Source organism: Stappia sp. WLB 29, assembly GCF_023507705.1.
In the GTDB taxonomy this organism is placed as follows: domain Bacteria; phylum Pseudomonadota; class Alphaproteobacteria; order Rhizobiales; family Stappiaceae; genus Stappia.
In genome coordinates this window covers 607140-622593 of the sequence record NZ_JALBGD010000002.1, presented here as the reverse complement: position 1 = coordinate 622593, position 15454 = coordinate 607140, and the positions used below count along the sequence as shown (strand labels likewise).

The 15454-nt window shown below is 66.0% G+C and carries 15 protein-coding genes; 7 read left to right on the top strand and 8 right to left on the bottom strand.

Going from position 1 to position 15454, the window contains the following annotated elements:
- Positions 1–2: 2 nt before the first annotated feature.
- Genes phnK through phnG form a run of 5 tightly spaced genes read right to left on the bottom strand, consistent with a single transcriptional unit; the run spans position 3 to position 3922 of the window.
- A complete protein-coding gene (phnK, locus tag MNI96_RS06230) occupies positions 3–779 on the bottom strand; it encodes a phosphonate C-P lyase system protein PhnK (RefSeq protein ID WP_249691390.1) in 777 nt (258 codons plus the stop codon).
- 5 nt (positions 780–784) lie between these two features.
- A complete protein-coding gene (locus MNI96_RS06225) occupies positions 785–1714 on the bottom strand; it encodes an alpha-D-ribose 1-methylphosphonate 5-phosphate C-P-lyase PhnJ (RefSeq protein ID WP_249691324.1) in 930 nt (309 codons plus the stop codon).
- Entirely contained in the window at positions 1711–2829 is a 1119-nt protein-coding gene (locus MNI96_RS06220) for a carbon-phosphorus lyase complex subunit (protein WP_249691322.1), read from the bottom strand. Before MNI96_RS06220 ends, MNI96_RS06225 begins: the two co-directional genes overlap by 4 nt.
- Positions 2829–3455, bottom strand: coding sequence for a phosphonate C-P lyase system protein PhnH (gene phnH, locus MNI96_RS06215; RefSeq protein WP_249691321.1), 627 nt, complete (start codon positions 3453–3455; stop codon positions 2829–2831). Before phnH ends, MNI96_RS06220 begins: the two co-directional genes overlap by 1 nt.
- The gene (gene phnG / locus MNI96_RS06210; RefSeq protein ID WP_249691320.1) at positions 3455–3922 is read right to left on the bottom strand and encodes a phosphonate C-P lyase system protein PhnG; all 468 of its coding nucleotides are present in this window, start codon (positions 3920–3922) and stop codon (positions 3455–3457) included. Before phnG ends, phnH begins: the two co-directional genes overlap by 1 nt.
- 287 nt (positions 3923–4209) lie before the next feature.
- Between phnG and phnF the strand changes: the two genes are divergently transcribed.
- The 3 genes from phnF to MNI96_RS06195 all read left to right on the top strand — a co-directional run bounded on the left by phnF (position 4210) and on the right by MNI96_RS06195 (position 6774).
- Entirely contained in the window at positions 4210–4968 is a 759-nt protein-coding gene (gene phnF, locus MNI96_RS06205; RefSeq protein WP_249691319.1) for a phosphonate metabolism transcriptional regulator PhnF, read from the top strand.
- Positions 4969–5106: 138 nt separating this feature from the next.
- The gene (locus MNI96_RS06200; RefSeq protein WP_249691317.1) at positions 5107–6411 is read left to right on the top strand and encodes an NAD(P)/FAD-dependent oxidoreductase; all 1305 of its coding nucleotides are present in this window, start codon (positions 5107–5109) and stop codon (positions 6409–6411) included.
- Between the two features lie 12 nt (positions 6412–6423).
- Positions 6424–6774, top strand: coding sequence for a DUF5368 domain-containing protein (locus MNI96_RS06195; RefSeq protein ID WP_249691315.1), 351 nt, complete (start codon positions 6424–6426; stop codon positions 6772–6774).
- Between the two features lie 31 nt (positions 6775–6805).
- Here the strand turns inward: MNI96_RS06195 and argE are convergent, their stop codons facing one another.
- Both argE and doeA read right to left on the bottom strand, forming a co-directional pair.
- Positions 6806–7969 (bottom strand): acetylornithine deacetylase, encoded by a 1164-nt coding sequence (argE, locus tag MNI96_RS06190; protein ID WP_249691312.1) that lies wholly within the window; start codon positions 7967–7969, stop codon positions 6806–6808.
- 19 nt (positions 7970–7988) lie between these two features.
- Positions 7989–9173: an ectoine hydrolase DoeA gene (gene doeA / locus MNI96_RS06185; protein ID WP_249691310.1), complete on the bottom strand. Its 1185-nt coding sequence runs from the start codon at positions 9171–9173 to the stop codon at positions 7989–7991.
- Between the two features lie 180 nt (positions 9174–9353).
- Between doeA and MNI96_RS06180 the strand changes: the two genes are divergently transcribed.
- From MNI96_RS06180 to MNI96_RS06170, 3 genes are all read left to right on the top strand, one after another.
- Complete coding sequence (locus MNI96_RS06180; protein WP_249691308.1) at positions 9354–9839, top strand: Lrp/AsnC family transcriptional regulator; 486 nt, start codon at positions 9354–9356, stop codon at positions 9837–9839.
- A 146-nt stretch (positions 9840–9985) separates the two neighbouring features.
- Entirely contained in the window at positions 9986–11473 is a 1488-nt protein-coding gene (locus MNI96_RS06175) for an NAD-dependent succinate-semialdehyde dehydrogenase (RefSeq protein WP_249691306.1), read from the top strand.
- Between the two features lie 31 nt (positions 11474–11504).
- Positions 11505–12875, top strand: a complete 1371-nt coding sequence (locus MNI96_RS06170; protein WP_249691304.1) for an aspartate aminotransferase family protein — start codon at positions 11505–11507, stop codon at positions 12873–12875.
- A 74-nt stretch (positions 12876–12949) separates the two neighbouring features.
- On the opposite strand, the gene MNI96_RS06165 is transcribed toward MNI96_RS06170, so the two are convergent.
- Entirely contained in the window at positions 12950–13450 is a 501-nt protein-coding gene (locus MNI96_RS06165) for a MarR family winged helix-turn-helix transcriptional regulator (protein WP_249691303.1), read from the bottom strand.
- A gap of 215 nt (positions 13451–13665) precedes the next feature.
- Between MNI96_RS06165 and MNI96_RS06160 the strand changes: the two genes are divergently transcribed.
- Positions 13666–15441: an N-acetylglutaminylglutamine amidotransferase gene (locus MNI96_RS06160; protein WP_249691301.1), complete on the top strand. Its 1776-nt coding sequence runs from the start codon at positions 13666–13668 to the stop codon at positions 15439–15441.
- Positions 15442–15454 lie beyond the last annotated feature (13 nt).

The window sequence follows — 15454 nt, the reverse complement described above, 5'->3', positions numbered from 1 at the left end:
GGTCACACCTGCAGAATGGAAGAGACGAGAAGCTGGGTGTAGGGCGCCTGCGGATCGTCGAGCACCCGGTCGGTCAACCCTTCCTCGACCACGCGGCCATCCTTCATCACGATCATCCGGTGCGACAGCAGCCGTGCGACCGCGAGATCGTGGGTGACGACGATGGCGGCAAGGCCGAGATCGTTGACGAGGCCGCGCAGAAGGTCGAGCAGACGCGCCTGCACCGACACGTCGAGACCGCCCGTCGGCTCGTCCATGAACACGAGGCGCGGCCCGGTCACGAGGTTTCGGGCGATCTGCAACCGCTGGCGCATGCCGCCGGAAAAGGCGCGCGGCTGATCGTCGATGCGGTCCGCGGCGATCTCCACCCGCGACAGCCAGTGGGTGGCGGTGTCGCGAATGCGGCCGTAGTGGCGCTCGCCGACGGCCATCAGCCGCTCGCCGACATTGGCGCCGGCCGACACGGTCATGCGCAGCCCGTCCGCCGGGTTCTGGTGCACAAAGCCCCAGTCCGTGCGCATCAAGAGACGCCGCTCGGCCTCGCTCATCCGGTAGAGATCGCGGCTTTCGCCGTCCCGCATGCGGTAGCTGACGCACCCTGCGCTCGGCTCCAGCCGGGTCGAGATGCAGTTGAGCAGCGTCGTCTTGCCCGAACCGCTCTCGCCGACAATGGCCAGCACCTCGCCCGGATAGACCTCGAACGAGATGTCCCGGCAGCCGACCCGCTCGCCGTAGTAGCGAGATAGTCCCGTAACGCTCAGCAGCGGCGTTTCATCCAGCATCGTCATCGCACCGCCTCTCCTTCGGTCTTGCCATGGCCTGCATAGGCCTCGTCCGGCGACAGGCGGCCGCGATGGCCATCGGCCCGGCGGCTCTCGCAATGATCGGTGTCGGAGCAGACGAACATCCGCCCACCGCGGTCGTCGAGGATCACCTCATCGAGATAGACGCCCTCGGCACCGCACAGGGCGCAGGGTTCGTCGAATGTCTGGATCTCGAAGGGATGGTCCTCGAAGTCGAGACTGACGACCTTTGTGTGCGGCGGAATGGCGTAGATCCGCTTCTCGCGGCCGGCGCCGAACAGTTGCAGCGCCTCGCTCATGTCCATCTTCGGATTGTCGAACTTCGGCGTCGGCGAGGGGTCCATCACATAGCGACCCGACACCAGCACCGGATAGGCATAGGTGGTCGCGATATGGCCGTGACGGGCGATGTCCTCGTAAAGCTTGACGTGCATCAGCCCGTATTCCTCGAGCGCATGCATCTTGCGCGTTTCCGTCTCGCGCGGCTCCAGGAAGCGCAGCGGCTCGGGGATCGGCACCTGGTAGACCAGCACCTGCCCGGCCTGCAGCTTTTCTTCCGGAATGCGGTGGCGCGTCTGGATGATGCTCGCCTCGCGCGTCTTCGTCGTCACCGACACATTGGCGACTTTCTGGAAGAAGGCGCGGATCGACACCGCATTGGTGGTGTCGTCCGCTCCCTGGTCGATGACCTTCAGGACGTCCTGCGGCCCGATGATCGAGGCGGTGACCTGCACGCCGCCCGTGCCCCATCCATAGGGCATCGGCATCTCGCGGCTGGCAAAGGGCACCTGGTAGCCGGGAATGGCGATGGCCTTGAGGATCGCCCGGCGGATCATCCGCTTCGTCTGCTCGTCCAGATAAGCGAAATTGTAGGTGGCGAGGTCCCCGCCGAGTGCGGTTGCAGCGCTCATTCGGCGGCCTCCTGCGTGTCGCTTTCGCTTCTCTGCCGCGCCTCGAACTCCGCCCGCATCCGGCGGACGAGATCGAGTTCCGCCTGGAAGTCGACGTAATGCGGCAATTTCAGATGCTCGACGAAGCCCGTCGCCTGGACGTTGTCGGCATGGGAGATGACGAATTCCTCGTCCTGCGCCGGGGCGACGCGGTCCTCACCCAACTCCCCGGCGCGCAGCGATCGGTCGACCAGCGCCATCGCCATCGCCTTGCGCTCCGACTGGCCGAACACGAGGCCGTAGCCGCGGGTGAACTGCGGCGGCAGTTTCGCCGAGCCGGCGAACTGGTTGACCATCTGGCATTCGGTCACGCGGATGCGGCCGAGCGAGACGGCAAAACCGAGTTCCGGCACGTCCACCTCCACCTCGACCTCGCCGATGCGGATCTCGCCGGCGAAGGGGTGCGTGCGTCCATAGCCACGCTGGGTGGAATAGCCGAGCGCCAGCAGAAAGCCCTCGTCGCCGCGCGCCAGCGCCTGGAGACGCAGGTCCCGAGCCATCGGGAACTCCATCGGCTCGCGCGTCAAGTCGCCGGAGGGTTCCTGCGGCATCTCGGTCGGGTCTCCCGCATAGGCCCGCTCGATCAGGTCTTCCTGCGCGAGAATGTCGGCGACGCGGGTTAGCGGTTCGCCTTCGCTCTCGCGCGCCGGCGCAGCCTCGACCGCCTCGTCGCCGACAAGGGCAGGATCGAGCAGGCGATGCGTATAGTCGAAGGTCGGCCCGAGAACTTGCCCGCCCGGCAGGTCTTTGTAGGTCGCCGAAACCCGGCGCTCGGCAATCATCTCGCCGGTCTCCACCGGCTGCGAGGCGCCGAAGCGCGGCAGGGTCGTGCGATAGGCGCGCAGCAGGAAGATCGCCTCGATCATGTCGCCCCGTGCCTGCTTGACCGCCAGCGCGGCAAGTTCGGGCGCGTAAAGGGAGGCTTCGGCCATCACCCGGTCGACGGCCAGCGCCAATTGCTCGACGAGCTGCTCGACGGTGATCGAGGGAAGGGACCGGTCGCCGCGGCGGCGGTCGGCCAGCATCTTGTGGGCGTTGGCGATGGCCGCCTCGCCGCCCTTGACTGCGACATACATCAGCCCGCCTCCGTCTCGTTGTCATGGGATACGACCGTGCTGCGCGGCAGCGCCATCATGCGCAGCCCCGCGACGAGCACGATGTCGACCCCGCGAGGAAAGAGCGCCCGGCTCGCACTGCGCTGCGCCGCGAAATCCTCAGGCAGGCCCATCGGTTTCACCGTCCGCTGCCCGTCGATGCCGGGACCTTCCAGTATCAGTCGCGGGCCGCCCTCCAGCGCCTCCACCTCGACCACCAGCGTCGTCGAGCGATCGGGATATTCCTGCGTCCCCAGGGCGAGGGCATTTAGCGCCGGCATGGCGCCGGCCCGCACGAAAGCGAAGGTGGACTTGTCCGGCTCCTGCACCACCGGCGCACCACACTGGAAGGACAGCCAGGCCCGCACGCCCTCGCTGTCGGCGCCATCGCCCAGCCAGACCGGCGTGTCGGGATCGCACATCGACACCGCGATGGCCCCCGAGCCCGGCCCCAGGGGAGCGGGCGGCGCGACGGAGGCGGGAAGATCGTGAAGGGTACCGGGGCGCGCGGTCGCATCCATCAGGGCGCGAAAGACGCCCTGCGCCTCGAACACTGGATCGTTGAAACCGCCGGACACGGCGAGCGTGGAAAGAACGGCTTCGGTCATCAGTCGTCTCCGCGAACCATAGTGAAGAAGTCGACGCGGGTTGCGGCGGCCTCGCGCTTGACGCGGGAGACCTCATCGGCGCGGGCGGCAGCCAGCGGCGCCAACACTTGCGCCTCTATGTCGGCGCGGCGAGCGCCGTCGCTCCACATGGCCGCAAGCACCGCAGAAAGGCGCGCCTTCGCCCGGTCCTGCCCCAGCGCATAGGCGTGGCCGACGGTGCCACCGGCGAGCCGGACGGTGGCCCGCGTCACCGCCGCCTCTCCGAGGTTGAAAGGCGCACCGTCGCCGCCGATGCGGCCGCGCACCATGATCAGCCCGATCTCCGGTCCGCGCACCGGTATCGACTCCGGCAACGCACCGAGCGCGGCTGCGCAGGCGGCGATCTCGTCGCCGGGAGAGGCCGCCAGCACGTCCATCAGCCGCTTGAGGCCAGCCTCAGCCTCGCTTCGCGCTTCCGCTTCCCTCATGTGCCGCTCCGTTTCAGTTTCGCACTCGCCCGGAAGGCCCTCATGCCCCGCAATGGCAACAGCCAGACCTTCATACCCAGCGTGCCTACACCCAGCATTCATATTTGTCTAGTATTATAGACAACCGACAATCTCGACCTTACAAGCTACGCGTGACGGCGCCATGACAGGGCAAGCCACCCCGTGCCGGTCAGCGAAACCCCACCACCCCGGCTCCGCATCTGTTGGCTGTCGGCCTCCTGGCTTGCTAGAAGGGCGAAGGCCGAAGCGCCGGCGAAAGGACACGCATGAGCGGAATTGAACGGCAGACCGGCGTCGCCCTGTGGCGGCAGATCGCCGACGAGATTCGCGCCGGCATCGGCAACGGCGATCATGACGACACGGGACGCCTGCCGACCGAGGCCGTGCTGGCCGCGCGTTTCGACGTCAACCGCCACACGGTACGGCAGGCCCTGGCGGCACTTGCCCGGGAAGGCGTCGTGGAGACCGTGCAGGGGCGCGGCACCACAATCATTCCGCGCCGCCGCGTGACCTATCCGATCGGCACCCGCACCCGCTTTTCCGCCGGCCTCGGTGGCCAGGTGACCCAGGCCGTTACTCGTCTGGTCGGTGTCTCGCAGGAGAACGCGACGCCCGAACTTGCGGCACAGCTCCGGCTCGCTGCCGGCGCACCCCTGCTTCGGCTCGAAACACTGGGCGAGGCGGACGGCGTTCCCCTGTCTCGTGCGGTCCACTGGTTCGACGCGGAACGGTTTTCCGGCTTGCCCGAGGCCTATCACCGGGAACGCTCGATCACACGAGCCCTAGCGGCCTGCGGCGTTACCGACTACGTGCGCCAGTCGACCGAGATTTCGGCAGCACCGGCAACCGCCTCCGACAGGGAGGATCTTGCCCTGCAGCCGGGCGCGGTGGTGCTGCTCACCCGTTCGCTGAACGTCGACGGGCAGGGCTATCCCATCCAGGCCAGCCACAGCCGCTTTGCGGCGGACCGCGTCAGTCTTTCGGTCGCAACCAATCCCGCCAGCGCGCAGTCGGCCTCCGGCTGAAATTTCAGCAAGCTTGCGGCAGATCAATGCGTCGCATTTTTATATTCGATAATTAGAAATAAACAATGCATTCGGCGCTGCGCCGCGTGCAGTTGCCTTCATTCAAGCTGCCTTCATTGGGACGGGAGGACAGGCCCCTTGCTTGCAAACAGACGACAGTTTCTCGCCCTTGTGGCCGCAGCTTCGGCCACGGCGACACACAGCGGGCCGATACAGGCCCAGCCAGTACCGACCGGCGCACGTATCGTCATCCTCGGCGCCGGTGCAGCCGGAACCGCGCTCGCGAACCGCTTGACGGCCCGTTTGCCGGGCGCACGCATCACGCTGCTGGATCCGCGTCGGGCACATCTCTATCAACCCGGCTTCACTCTGATCGCCGCAGGCCTCAAGCCAGCCTCCTACTCGGTCTCGACGACAGCGGAGTGGTTGCCCCGCAAGGCGGAATGGATCCAGGAAGCGGCAGCTGAGATCGATCCGGAAGCCAGACGTGTCGTCACCACGTCGGGCCGCGCGCTTACCTATGACTTCCTCGTGGTCGCAACCGGCCTGAAACTTGACTACGAGGCCATCGAAGGCATGTCGACCGACCTTATCGGCAGCAACGGCATGGGCTCGGTCTATGCAGGGCCCGATCAGGCGGCCGCCACCTTCGCCGAAATGAGCCGCTTCGTGGAAAAGGGAGGTACCGCTCTCTTCACCCGGCCGGCAACGGAGATGAAATGCGCCGGCGCACCGCTCAAATACGCCTTCCTCACGGATGACGCCGCGCGTCGCAAGGGCACCCGCGACAAGATGAAGATCGTCTACGCGGCCCATTCGGGCGCGTTCTTCTCGGTGCCGATCGTCAACGAGAAGGTCCGCATGCTGTTCGAGGACCGCGGCTTCGACACGGTCAAGAACCACGTGATGGTCGCCATCGACCCCGGCAAGCGCATCGCAACCTTCGACACGCCCGATGGGCGCAAGGAGATCGGCTACGACTTCACCAACGTGATCCCTCCGATGCGAGCGCCCGACGCGATTCGCTTCAACAGCCCGCTCTCTTGGCAGGAAGGCCCATTTGCGGCTGACGGCTGGGTCGAGGTCGACAAGCACACGCTGCGCCACCTGCGTTATCCGGAAGTCTTCGCCATCGGCGACATCGCCGGCGTCCCCAAGGGAAAGACAGCCGCCAGCGTCAAATGGCAAGTGCCAGTGGTCGAAGACCATCTCGCGGCCCAGATCGCCGGCAAGGAAAGCACCGCCCGCTATGACGGTTATACATCCTGCCCGCTGATCACCCGAGTCGGCCGGGCGATGCTCGTCGAGTTCGACTACAAGGACAATCTCGTCCCGTCCTTCCCCGGGCTCATCGCTCCGCTGGAAGAACTCTGGGTGTCTTGGCTGATGAAGGAGATCGCCCTCAAGGCCACCTACAACGCAATGCTGCGCGGACGCGCCTGACAGGAGGACGCCATGAAGGAAATGACGCTTTCCACCCTGCTGGCCGTGTTCGAAGAAATGTTCGGCACCGGCCTGTTCTGGACCCTCGTCGCAGCGGCCGCGCTTGTCACCGCGGCGTTCCTCTTCGTCCTGCTGCGTGAGCGGCGGCTCGTCGGCCGCTGGCTTCTGCGGGCAGAATTGCTGGCACCGGTCGGCGCCGTCGCCGCGATCTTCTTCGTGCTGATGATCTCCAACTCGGGATTTTCCGACCTGGGAGGACCCATCGACGTGATCTTCATGATCCTGATCGGCGCCGCAGGGGCGGTCGGTCTGACGATTCTCGCCTATGTGATGCAGGCACTGCTGCTCGGCCACAGGCAATGATAGGCCCCGCTGCGAGGCCGGGACTGAACGCCTAGGAAACCGTCAGCCGCCCGGCCAACCGCTCCAGCATCGCAAGGCACGCCTGCAGCTGATCGAGCGACACGAACTCGTCCGGCTTGTGCGCCTGCGCGATCGAACCCGGCCCGCAGACGACGACCGACATTCCGAGCTGCTGGAAAAGGCCAGCCTCGGTTCCGAAGGAGACCACATCGGCGCCGTTGGCACCCGTCAGTTCGGCGACGATACGGCGCGCCTCGTTTTCCTCGACCGGCTCGAGGCCGGCGACCTCGCCCACCACCTCGCGGCGGATCGAGGCCTGCGGATGCACGCTGCGCATGGCCGGCAACAGTTCGTCATGGACATAGGCGTCGATGGCCTCGCAGACGAAAGCCCGGTCGGCCTCGGTGACGGGACGCATTTCCCAGTCGAGATTGGCGAGCCCGGGGATGACGTTGTGCGCCACCCCTCCCATCAGCCGCCCGAGCTGCAGCGTCGTCCAGGGCGGGTCGAAGCGGCTGGTGGCCGGCGCCCTCCCCTTCAACTGCTCCTTCAGCTCCATCAGCCGCATGCCATAGCGCAGGGCGAATTCCACCGCGTTGACGCCCGCATCGGGAACGGAGCCATGCCCCTCCAAGCCGCGAAATGTCGTTGTGTATTCGCAGCAGCCCTTGTGCCCCTCGATGATCCGCATTTCCGTCGGCTCGCCGATCACCGCGAGCGCCGGCCGCACGCCCATGCCGGGCAGCTCGCTCACCAGCTTGCGCGCGCCGAGGCAGCCCACCTCCTCATCATAGGTCAGGCAGATGTGCACCGGCCGCGACAGTTTCGCCGCGGCAAAGAGCGGGGCCGTGGCCAGGACCGCGGCGATGAACCCCTTCATATCGCAGGTACCGCGCCCGTATAACAGCCCGTCCGCCTCGCGCATGCGGAACGGGTCGGAGGACCAGTCCTGGTCCGCCACCGGCACGACATCGCTGTGGCCGGACAGCACGATGCCGCCATCCTCGTTCGGACCGATGGTCGCGAACAAGTTGGCCTTGCTGCCGGTCTCGTCGACCATCACCCGGGTCTCGGCGCCGAGATCTCCCAGCCGGTCGGCAGCCCAGGCGATGAGCTCCAGGTTGCCCTCGCTGGAGACGGTGGCGAAGGAGATCAACTCTTCGAGCAGGGTCTTGGTATCGTCGATCAGCGCCATGCCGGTCCGTCCCGCCGCCTCAATCCTTGACGAAGAGCGCGCGCGGGCGGTTGCACAGGCACTCCGCCGGCCCGTCTTCCTGGATCAAGATGCTCTCGGTGATCTCGAGGCCCCAATTGTCCATCCAGAGGCCCGGCATGAAGTGGAAGGTCATCCCCGCCTCCAGCACCGTGTCGTCCCCCGGCCGCAGGGAGATCGTCCGCTCACCCCAGTCCGGCGGATAGGAAACGCCGATCGGATAGCCGCAGCGCGCCGCGCGGTCGATGCCGGCCCGCTCCAGCGGAGCACCCAGCGCCTGCGCGATGTCGCTGGCCCGGTTGCCGGCTCGAGCCGCCTCAAGACCGGCCTCCAGCCCCTCGACCAGCGCCTTTTCCGCGTCGAGCAGAAATTGCGGCGGCTTGCCGAGATAAACCGTTCGGCAGAACGGCACGTGGTAGCGCCGATAGCAGCCGGCGATCTCGAAGAACGTCGCGGTGTCGGCGGCGATGTGGCGGCCGTCCCAGGTAAGGTGGGGAGCGGCGGCATCCGATCCGCTCGGCAACAGGGGAACGATGGAGGGATAGTCGCCCCAAGCATCCTCCGTGCCGCGGATCGCATCGGCATAGATGTCGGCGACGAGATCCGTCTTGCGCATGCCGGGATGGATCCGGTCGAAGATGCCGTCGATGATCTTCTCCGAGATCCGCGCAGCCCGGCGCATGAACACCAGCTCCTCGTCGGACTTCACTGCGCGCTGCCAGTTCACCAGCGCCGTCGCATCGACAAAGGTCGCCTGCGGCAGTTCTTCCTGCAAGGTAAGGAACGCCTTGGCGGAAAAATAGTAGTTCTCCAACTCGACGCCGATCCGCGCATTGCCGTAGCCGGCCTCGCGGATCAGCTCCGCCAGGGTCTGCATCGGGTGGCGGACGGTCGACTGCACATAGTGGTCTGGATAGAAGGCGACCCGCTCGTCCGGCATCCACACCGTGCGCACCGCGCCGTTGGCGTCCTGCCGACGTCCCCACCAAAGCGGATCCGCATCGTGGAAGACGAGAACACCCTGATGGACGTAGAAGGACCAGCCGTCATAGCCGGTCAGCCAGGACATGTTGGCAGGGTCCTCGACGAACAGCACGTCGATGTCCTGCTCGCGCATTGCCTTGCGCACCTTTTCAAGTCGCCTCGAGAATTCCGCATCGGAAAACGGAAGTTCAGTCGCCGGCATTCCTGTCACTCCCCAACGGCCGGATGCTCGCATGGCGATCCGGCAAATCATCGGCGTACTGTGCACGCTCTCCCTGCCACTTGAAAACCCGTCAGAATGAAGCGTCCCGGCCGCAGCTTGAATGCTACGGCATCCTCTGGCAGATGGACTCTCCTGTCCCAATCCCGCTATGACGCCTGCATGATCCGCCTCGACGACCGCGACATCGCCATCCTGAAGGTGCTTTCCCGCGAGGGCCGCCTGTCCAAGGCGGAGCTGGCGCGCCGGATAAACCTCAGCCCGACCCCCTGCTGGGAGCGGCTCAAGCGGCTCGAAAAAGCCGGGGTCATCGAGGGCTATCGGGCAGAGGTCGCCCTGCGCAAGACCGCCGCCCATGTCACGGTCTTCGTCACCCTGGAGCTGGAAAACCACAGTTCCGCGGCCTTCCAGGCCTTCGAGCGGGCCGTGGAGGCCTATCCGGAGATCGTTCAGTGCTGGGCCCTTGGCGGTGGCTTCGACTACCTGCTGCAGGTGGTCACGCGCGACGTCGACAGCTATCAGCGGCTGATCGACCGCCTGCTCGACCAGGGCCTCGGGCTCGCCCGCTACTACACCTACATCGTCACCAAGCCGGTAAAGACAGGGCATGCCCCTCCCTTCGATCTGCTGCTCGGTAAGTTAGACTGATCGGTCTACCGGCCAGCCGCAAAAAAGACGAATCGTCTACACGAGCGGCCCGCTTCAGACGCTTGTTCCCCTGTTTTTGCCCCATCCTCTCCCTGTCGCGGCCCCAGGCTGCGCACTGACCCTCAGTCATATGCGGGAGACGGAACATGACGGCACCGAACACCAGGTCCGCGGAACGGACCGCCCCCCTTCTCGACGACGCCCGCCTGCTCAGGCAGTTTTCCTACATTGCCGGCCGCTGGTCCGCGGCAACGGATGGCCGCACCTTCCCGGTGCGCAACCCGGCCGATGGTAGCCGGCTGGGCGACGTGGCGAGCCTGTCCGCCGGGGAGGCGCGCGCCGCCATCGAACCTGCCCACAAGGCCTTCTCAAGCTGGTCCGCCCTCCTGCCGCAGGAGCGGGCACACCTGCTGCGCCGCTGGTTCGAGCTCATCTGCGACAATCGCGAGGATCTCGCCCGGCTGATGACGCTGGAGCAGGGCAAGCCGATTTCCGAAGCGCGCGGCGAGATCGATTATGCCGCCGCTTTCATCGAATTCTATGCCGAGGAAGCCCGCCGGCCCGACACGCAGAGCGTCACCTCGCACCTGCCGGATGCGGAGATGGAGACCTGGCTCGAGCCGGTCGGCGTCGCCGCTCTCGTCACGCCCTGGAACTTCCCTTGCGCGATGATCACCCGCAAGGCCGCAGCGGCCCTTGCCGCCGGCTGCACCGTCCTCGTCCACCCCTCGCACGAAACCCCGTTCTCGGCCCTGGCGCTGGCAGAGCTCGCCGAGCGTGCCGGTTTTCCGGCGGGCGTGTTCAACGTGGTGACCGGCGATGCGGCGACCATTGTCGGCGCCTGGATGGACGATGCCCGCGTGCGTGCCGTGTCCTTCACCGGCTCCACCGAGATCGGACGGCTAATCTACCGGCAAGCAGCTTCGACGGTGAAGCGCCTGGTGCTGGAACTGGGCGGCCATGCTCCCTTCCTGGTCTTCTCCGATGCGGATCTCGACCGCGCGGTCGCGGAAGCGGTCAAGGCGAAATTCGCGACCTCCGGCCAGGATTGCCTGGGCGCGAACCGCTTCCTCGTCGCCCGCCCGCTCTACAAGGCCTTCTGCAAGCGCTTCGCCGAGGCGAGTGCCGCGCTCACCGTCGGACCGGGTCTTGAAGATCCGGCCATCGGCCCGTTGATGAACGAGCGCGCCGTCGCCAAGCAGGAGGCACATGTCGCCGATGCGCTGGAGCGCGGCGCGAAGCTTCTTGCCGGCGGCAAGCGCCTTGCGGCCGGCCCGCTGTTCTACGCACCGACCGTGCTGAGCGACGTACCCGATGACGCACTGATCATGCGCGAGGAGACCTTCGGCCCGGTTGCGGCGATCCGCCCCTTCGACAGCGAGGAGGAAGCTGTCAGGATCGCCAATGACAGCGAGTACGGCCTGATCGCCTATGTGCACAGCGAGGACCCGCGCCGCATCTACCGCCTGTCGCGGGCCCTGCGCTACGGCATGATCGCCGTCAACCGCACCAAGGTGACCGGCGCGCCGATCCCCTTCGGCGGCATGAAGCAATCCGGCATCGGCCGGGAGGGCGCTGCCGACGGCATGCGCGCCTTCATGGATCTCAAATATGTCTGCCGCGACTGGGCCTGATGCCCGCCGGCCTCAACCAAGGGAGCTATTCATGCTGACCAACGACCAACTCGACAAGTGGGACCGGGAGAACTTCTTCCATCCCTCCACCCATCTGGCGCAGCATGCGCGCGGCGAAAGCCCCTCGCGCATCGTCACCGGCGGTGACGGCGTGTTCATCCAGGATCGCGACGGCAATCGCCTCCTCGATGCCTTCGCCGGGCTTTACTGCGTCAATGTCGGTTACGGCCGCACCGAGATCGCCGAAGCCATCGCCGCCCAGGCGAAGGAACTCGCCTATTATCACGCCTATGTCGGCCACGGCACCGAGACGTCCATCACGCTGGCGAAGATGGTCGTGGAACGCGCGCCTGCGAACATGTCGAAGGTCTATTTCGGCCTCGGCGGTTCGGATGCCAACGAGACCAACGTCAAGCTGGTCTGGTACTACAACAATATCCTGGGCCGGCCGGAGAAGAAGAAGATCATCTCGCGCTGGCGCGGCTATCATGGCTCCGGTCTGATGACCGGCTCGCTCACCGGCCTTGAGCTCTTCCACAAGAAGTTCGACCTGCCCTTCGCCCAGGTGCTCCACACCGAGGCGCCCTACTATTTCCGCCGTCCCGATCTCGACATGAGCGAAGCCGACTTCACGGCCCATTGCGTCGCCGAGTTGGAAGAGCTGATCGCCAACGAGGGCGCAGACACCATCGCCGCCTTCATCGCCGAGCCGGTGCTGGGCACCGGCGGCATCGTGCCGCCGCCCGCCGGCTACTGGGAGCAGATCCAGCGCGTCCTGAAGAAGCACGACATCCTGATGATCGCCGACGAAGTGGTCACCGGCTTCGGGCGTCTCGGCACCATGTTCGGCTCGGATCACTACGGCATCGAAGCCGACATCATCACCATCGCCAAGGGCCTGACTTCGGCCTATGCGCCGCTGTCCGGCTCGATCATCTCCAGGAAGGTCTGGGAAGTTCTGGAACGCGGCACGGACGAGAACGGACCGATCGGCCACGGCTGGACGTATTCCGCCCATCCGATCGGGGCGGCTGCCGGCGTCGCCAATCTCAAGCTGATCGACGACATGGGCCTCGTGGCCAATGCCGGTGAGACGGGCGCCTATTTCAACGAGGCGATGCGCGCCGCCCTTGCCGGCCATGCGAAGGTCGGCGACGTGCGCGGCGAAGGCCTTCTGTGCGCGGTGGAATTCGTCGACGACAAGGCCTCGCGCCGCTTCTTCGACCCCTCCGCGAAAGTCGGCCCGGCGGTTGCCAGCGCACTGCTGAAGCGCGGCGTCATCGGCCGCGCCATGCCCCAGGGCGACATCCTCGGCTTCGCGCCGCCGCTCTGTCTGACCAGGGCCGAGGCCGACAGCATAGTCGAGGCCACGCGCGCCGCGGTCACCGAGGTCTTTGCCTGACCCGGCAACCCGGCATCACGACACAAGAAGGGCCGGAGCACATGCTCCGGCCCTTTTCCTTTTTGAAAGGCTTTTCAGGCGGACAGGCCCGCTTCCGCAGAGCCGTTGCCGGTTCCCCCGCCCGGCTCGTCCGGCTCCAGCAGGTCGGCCACCGTGTGAAACGCGCGGATGATCGATGCCTGATCCTCGGCGCTCATCGCCGCCATCCCGGAAAAGAATCGCTTGTGAATGAGCGGCGGGGCCTCGGCAAGAACCGCCTTGCCGGTTTCGGTCAATTCCGTGTGGACGATGCGGCGGTCCACGGTGCTCCGGCGCCGGGTGATGAGACCGCGCAATTCGAGCTTCTCCAGGATCGTCACCGTTGTCGGCGGGCTGATATTGGCAACGCGCGAAATTTCCGCCGTCGTCGCGGCCTCGAAGTCCCGAACGGCATTGAGCACCACGATCTGAGGGATCGTCAGACCCGTCTCTCGCGCCACCCGCTTCGACCGGACATCCATCGCCTGCACGATCCGCCGGATCGAGCGAATGACATCGCTTGCATCCTTTTGGGCGGCTGCGCGTTCATCCGTCACGAGGTCTCTCCTTGCGTTGGGTCTTGTCCAGCGGCTTGCACGAATAATTACACCACAAAAGATTTGATTTCAAATTATTTGTACTCTAACTAATAACGCAAGCCAGCCACCGGATGCGGTGGGCCCTGCGCCCGCCCCGATGGCAGAAGTCACCCGCAAGTCACGGAAAACCGGATCTTGCGGCACCACGATAAGCAGCAAAGGGGCTTCCTTTCATGTGCGGTATTGCCGGCGAATTTCGCTTCGATGGACAGTTTGCGGATGCGGAGGCGGTTGCCCGGATGACGGAACGCCTGTCGCCGCGCGGCCCCGACGGATCCGGCGTGATGGCACAGGGGCCCGTCGCGCTCGGCCATCGGCGGCTGAAGATCATCGACCTGTCGGAAAAGGCGTCCCAGCCCATGGCTGACCCGGCGCTGGAGCTGTCCATCGTCTTCAACGGCTGCATCTACAACTACCCGGAGCTGCGTAAGGAGCTGGAGGCCAAGGGCTACAGCTTCTTCTCGCATGGCGACACCGAGGTGATCCTTAAAGCGTATCACGCCTGGGGCGCTGACTGCGTGAAGCGCTTCCACGGCATGTTCGCCTTCGCCGTCCATGACCGCCGCGACGGCTCGGTCACGCTCGCCCGCGACCGCTTCGGCATCAAGCCGCTCTATCTGGCGGAAAAGGGCAAGCGCATCCGCTTCGCCTCCACCTTGCAGGCGCTGCTGGCCGGCGGCGATGTCGACACCGGCATCGACCGGGCGGCGCTGACCTGCTTCATGAGCTTCCATGCGGTCGTGCCCGCCCCGCGCACCATCCTGTCGGGTGTGCGCAAGCTGCCGCCTGCGACCGTACGCCGGATCGAGGCCGACGGCCGCTCCAGCGAGCACCGCTACTGGAATGCGTCCTACACCCGCCGCGAGGAGGACAACGGCCTGTCCGCCGACGACTGGCGCGACCGGGTGCTGGAGGCGCTGCGTCTTGCCGTGCGTCGCCGCATGGTCTCGGACGTTCCGGTCGGCGTGCTGCTGTCCGGCGGCGTCGACAGCTCGCTGATCGTCGGCCTCCTTGCCGAGGAAGGCCAGAAAGACCTGATGACCTTCTCCATCGGCTTCGAGGAAGCCAATGGCGAAAAAGGCGACGAGTTCGTTTACTCGGACCTGATCGCCCAGCGCTTCGGCACCGACCATCACAAGATCTTCGTGCCCTCGGCCGACCTGATGACGTCGCTGCCGGACACCATCGCCGCCCAGTCGGAGCCGATGGTCTCCTACGACAATATCGGCTTCTTCCTGCTCAGCCGCGAGGTATCCAAGCACATCAAGGTGGTGCAGTCGGGCCAGGGTGCCGACGAGGTGTTCGGCGGCTATCACTGGTATCCCCCGCTGGCCGGCTCCAACGACGTCGTCGCCGACTATGCCCGCGTCTTCTTCGACCGCTCGGGCGAGACGATGGGCCGCCACCTGTCGCCCGAGTGGATGGCGGACAAGGACGAGGCTCTCGACTTCGTCGCGGCCCACCTGATGCAGGACGGGGCCGAAACCCCGGTCGACCGGGCGCTGCGTCTCGACGCCGAGATCATGCTCGTCGACGATCCGGTCAAGCGGGTCGATAACATGACCATGGCCTGGGGCCTGGAGGCGCGCGTTCCCTTCCTCGACCACGAACTGGTCGAGCTGGCCGCGCGCATTCCGCCGGAGCTGAAGCTGGCGCAGGGCGGCAAGGGCGTCCTCAAGGAAGCTGCCCGCAAGGTCGTCCCGCATGAGGTGATCGACCGCAAGAAGGGCTACTTCCCCGTGCCCCAGCTGAAATACATCCAGGGCCCCTATCTCGACATGGTGCGAGATGCCCTGACCTCGGCGCCGGCGCGCGAACGCGGGCTGTTCCAGAAGGACTATCTCGACAGTCTCTTCACCGACCCGACGGCCCACATCACGCCGCTCCAGGGCTCCGAGCTCTGGCAGGTGGCCCTGCTGGAACTCTGGCTGCAGACCAACGACATCTGAGGACACGACGATG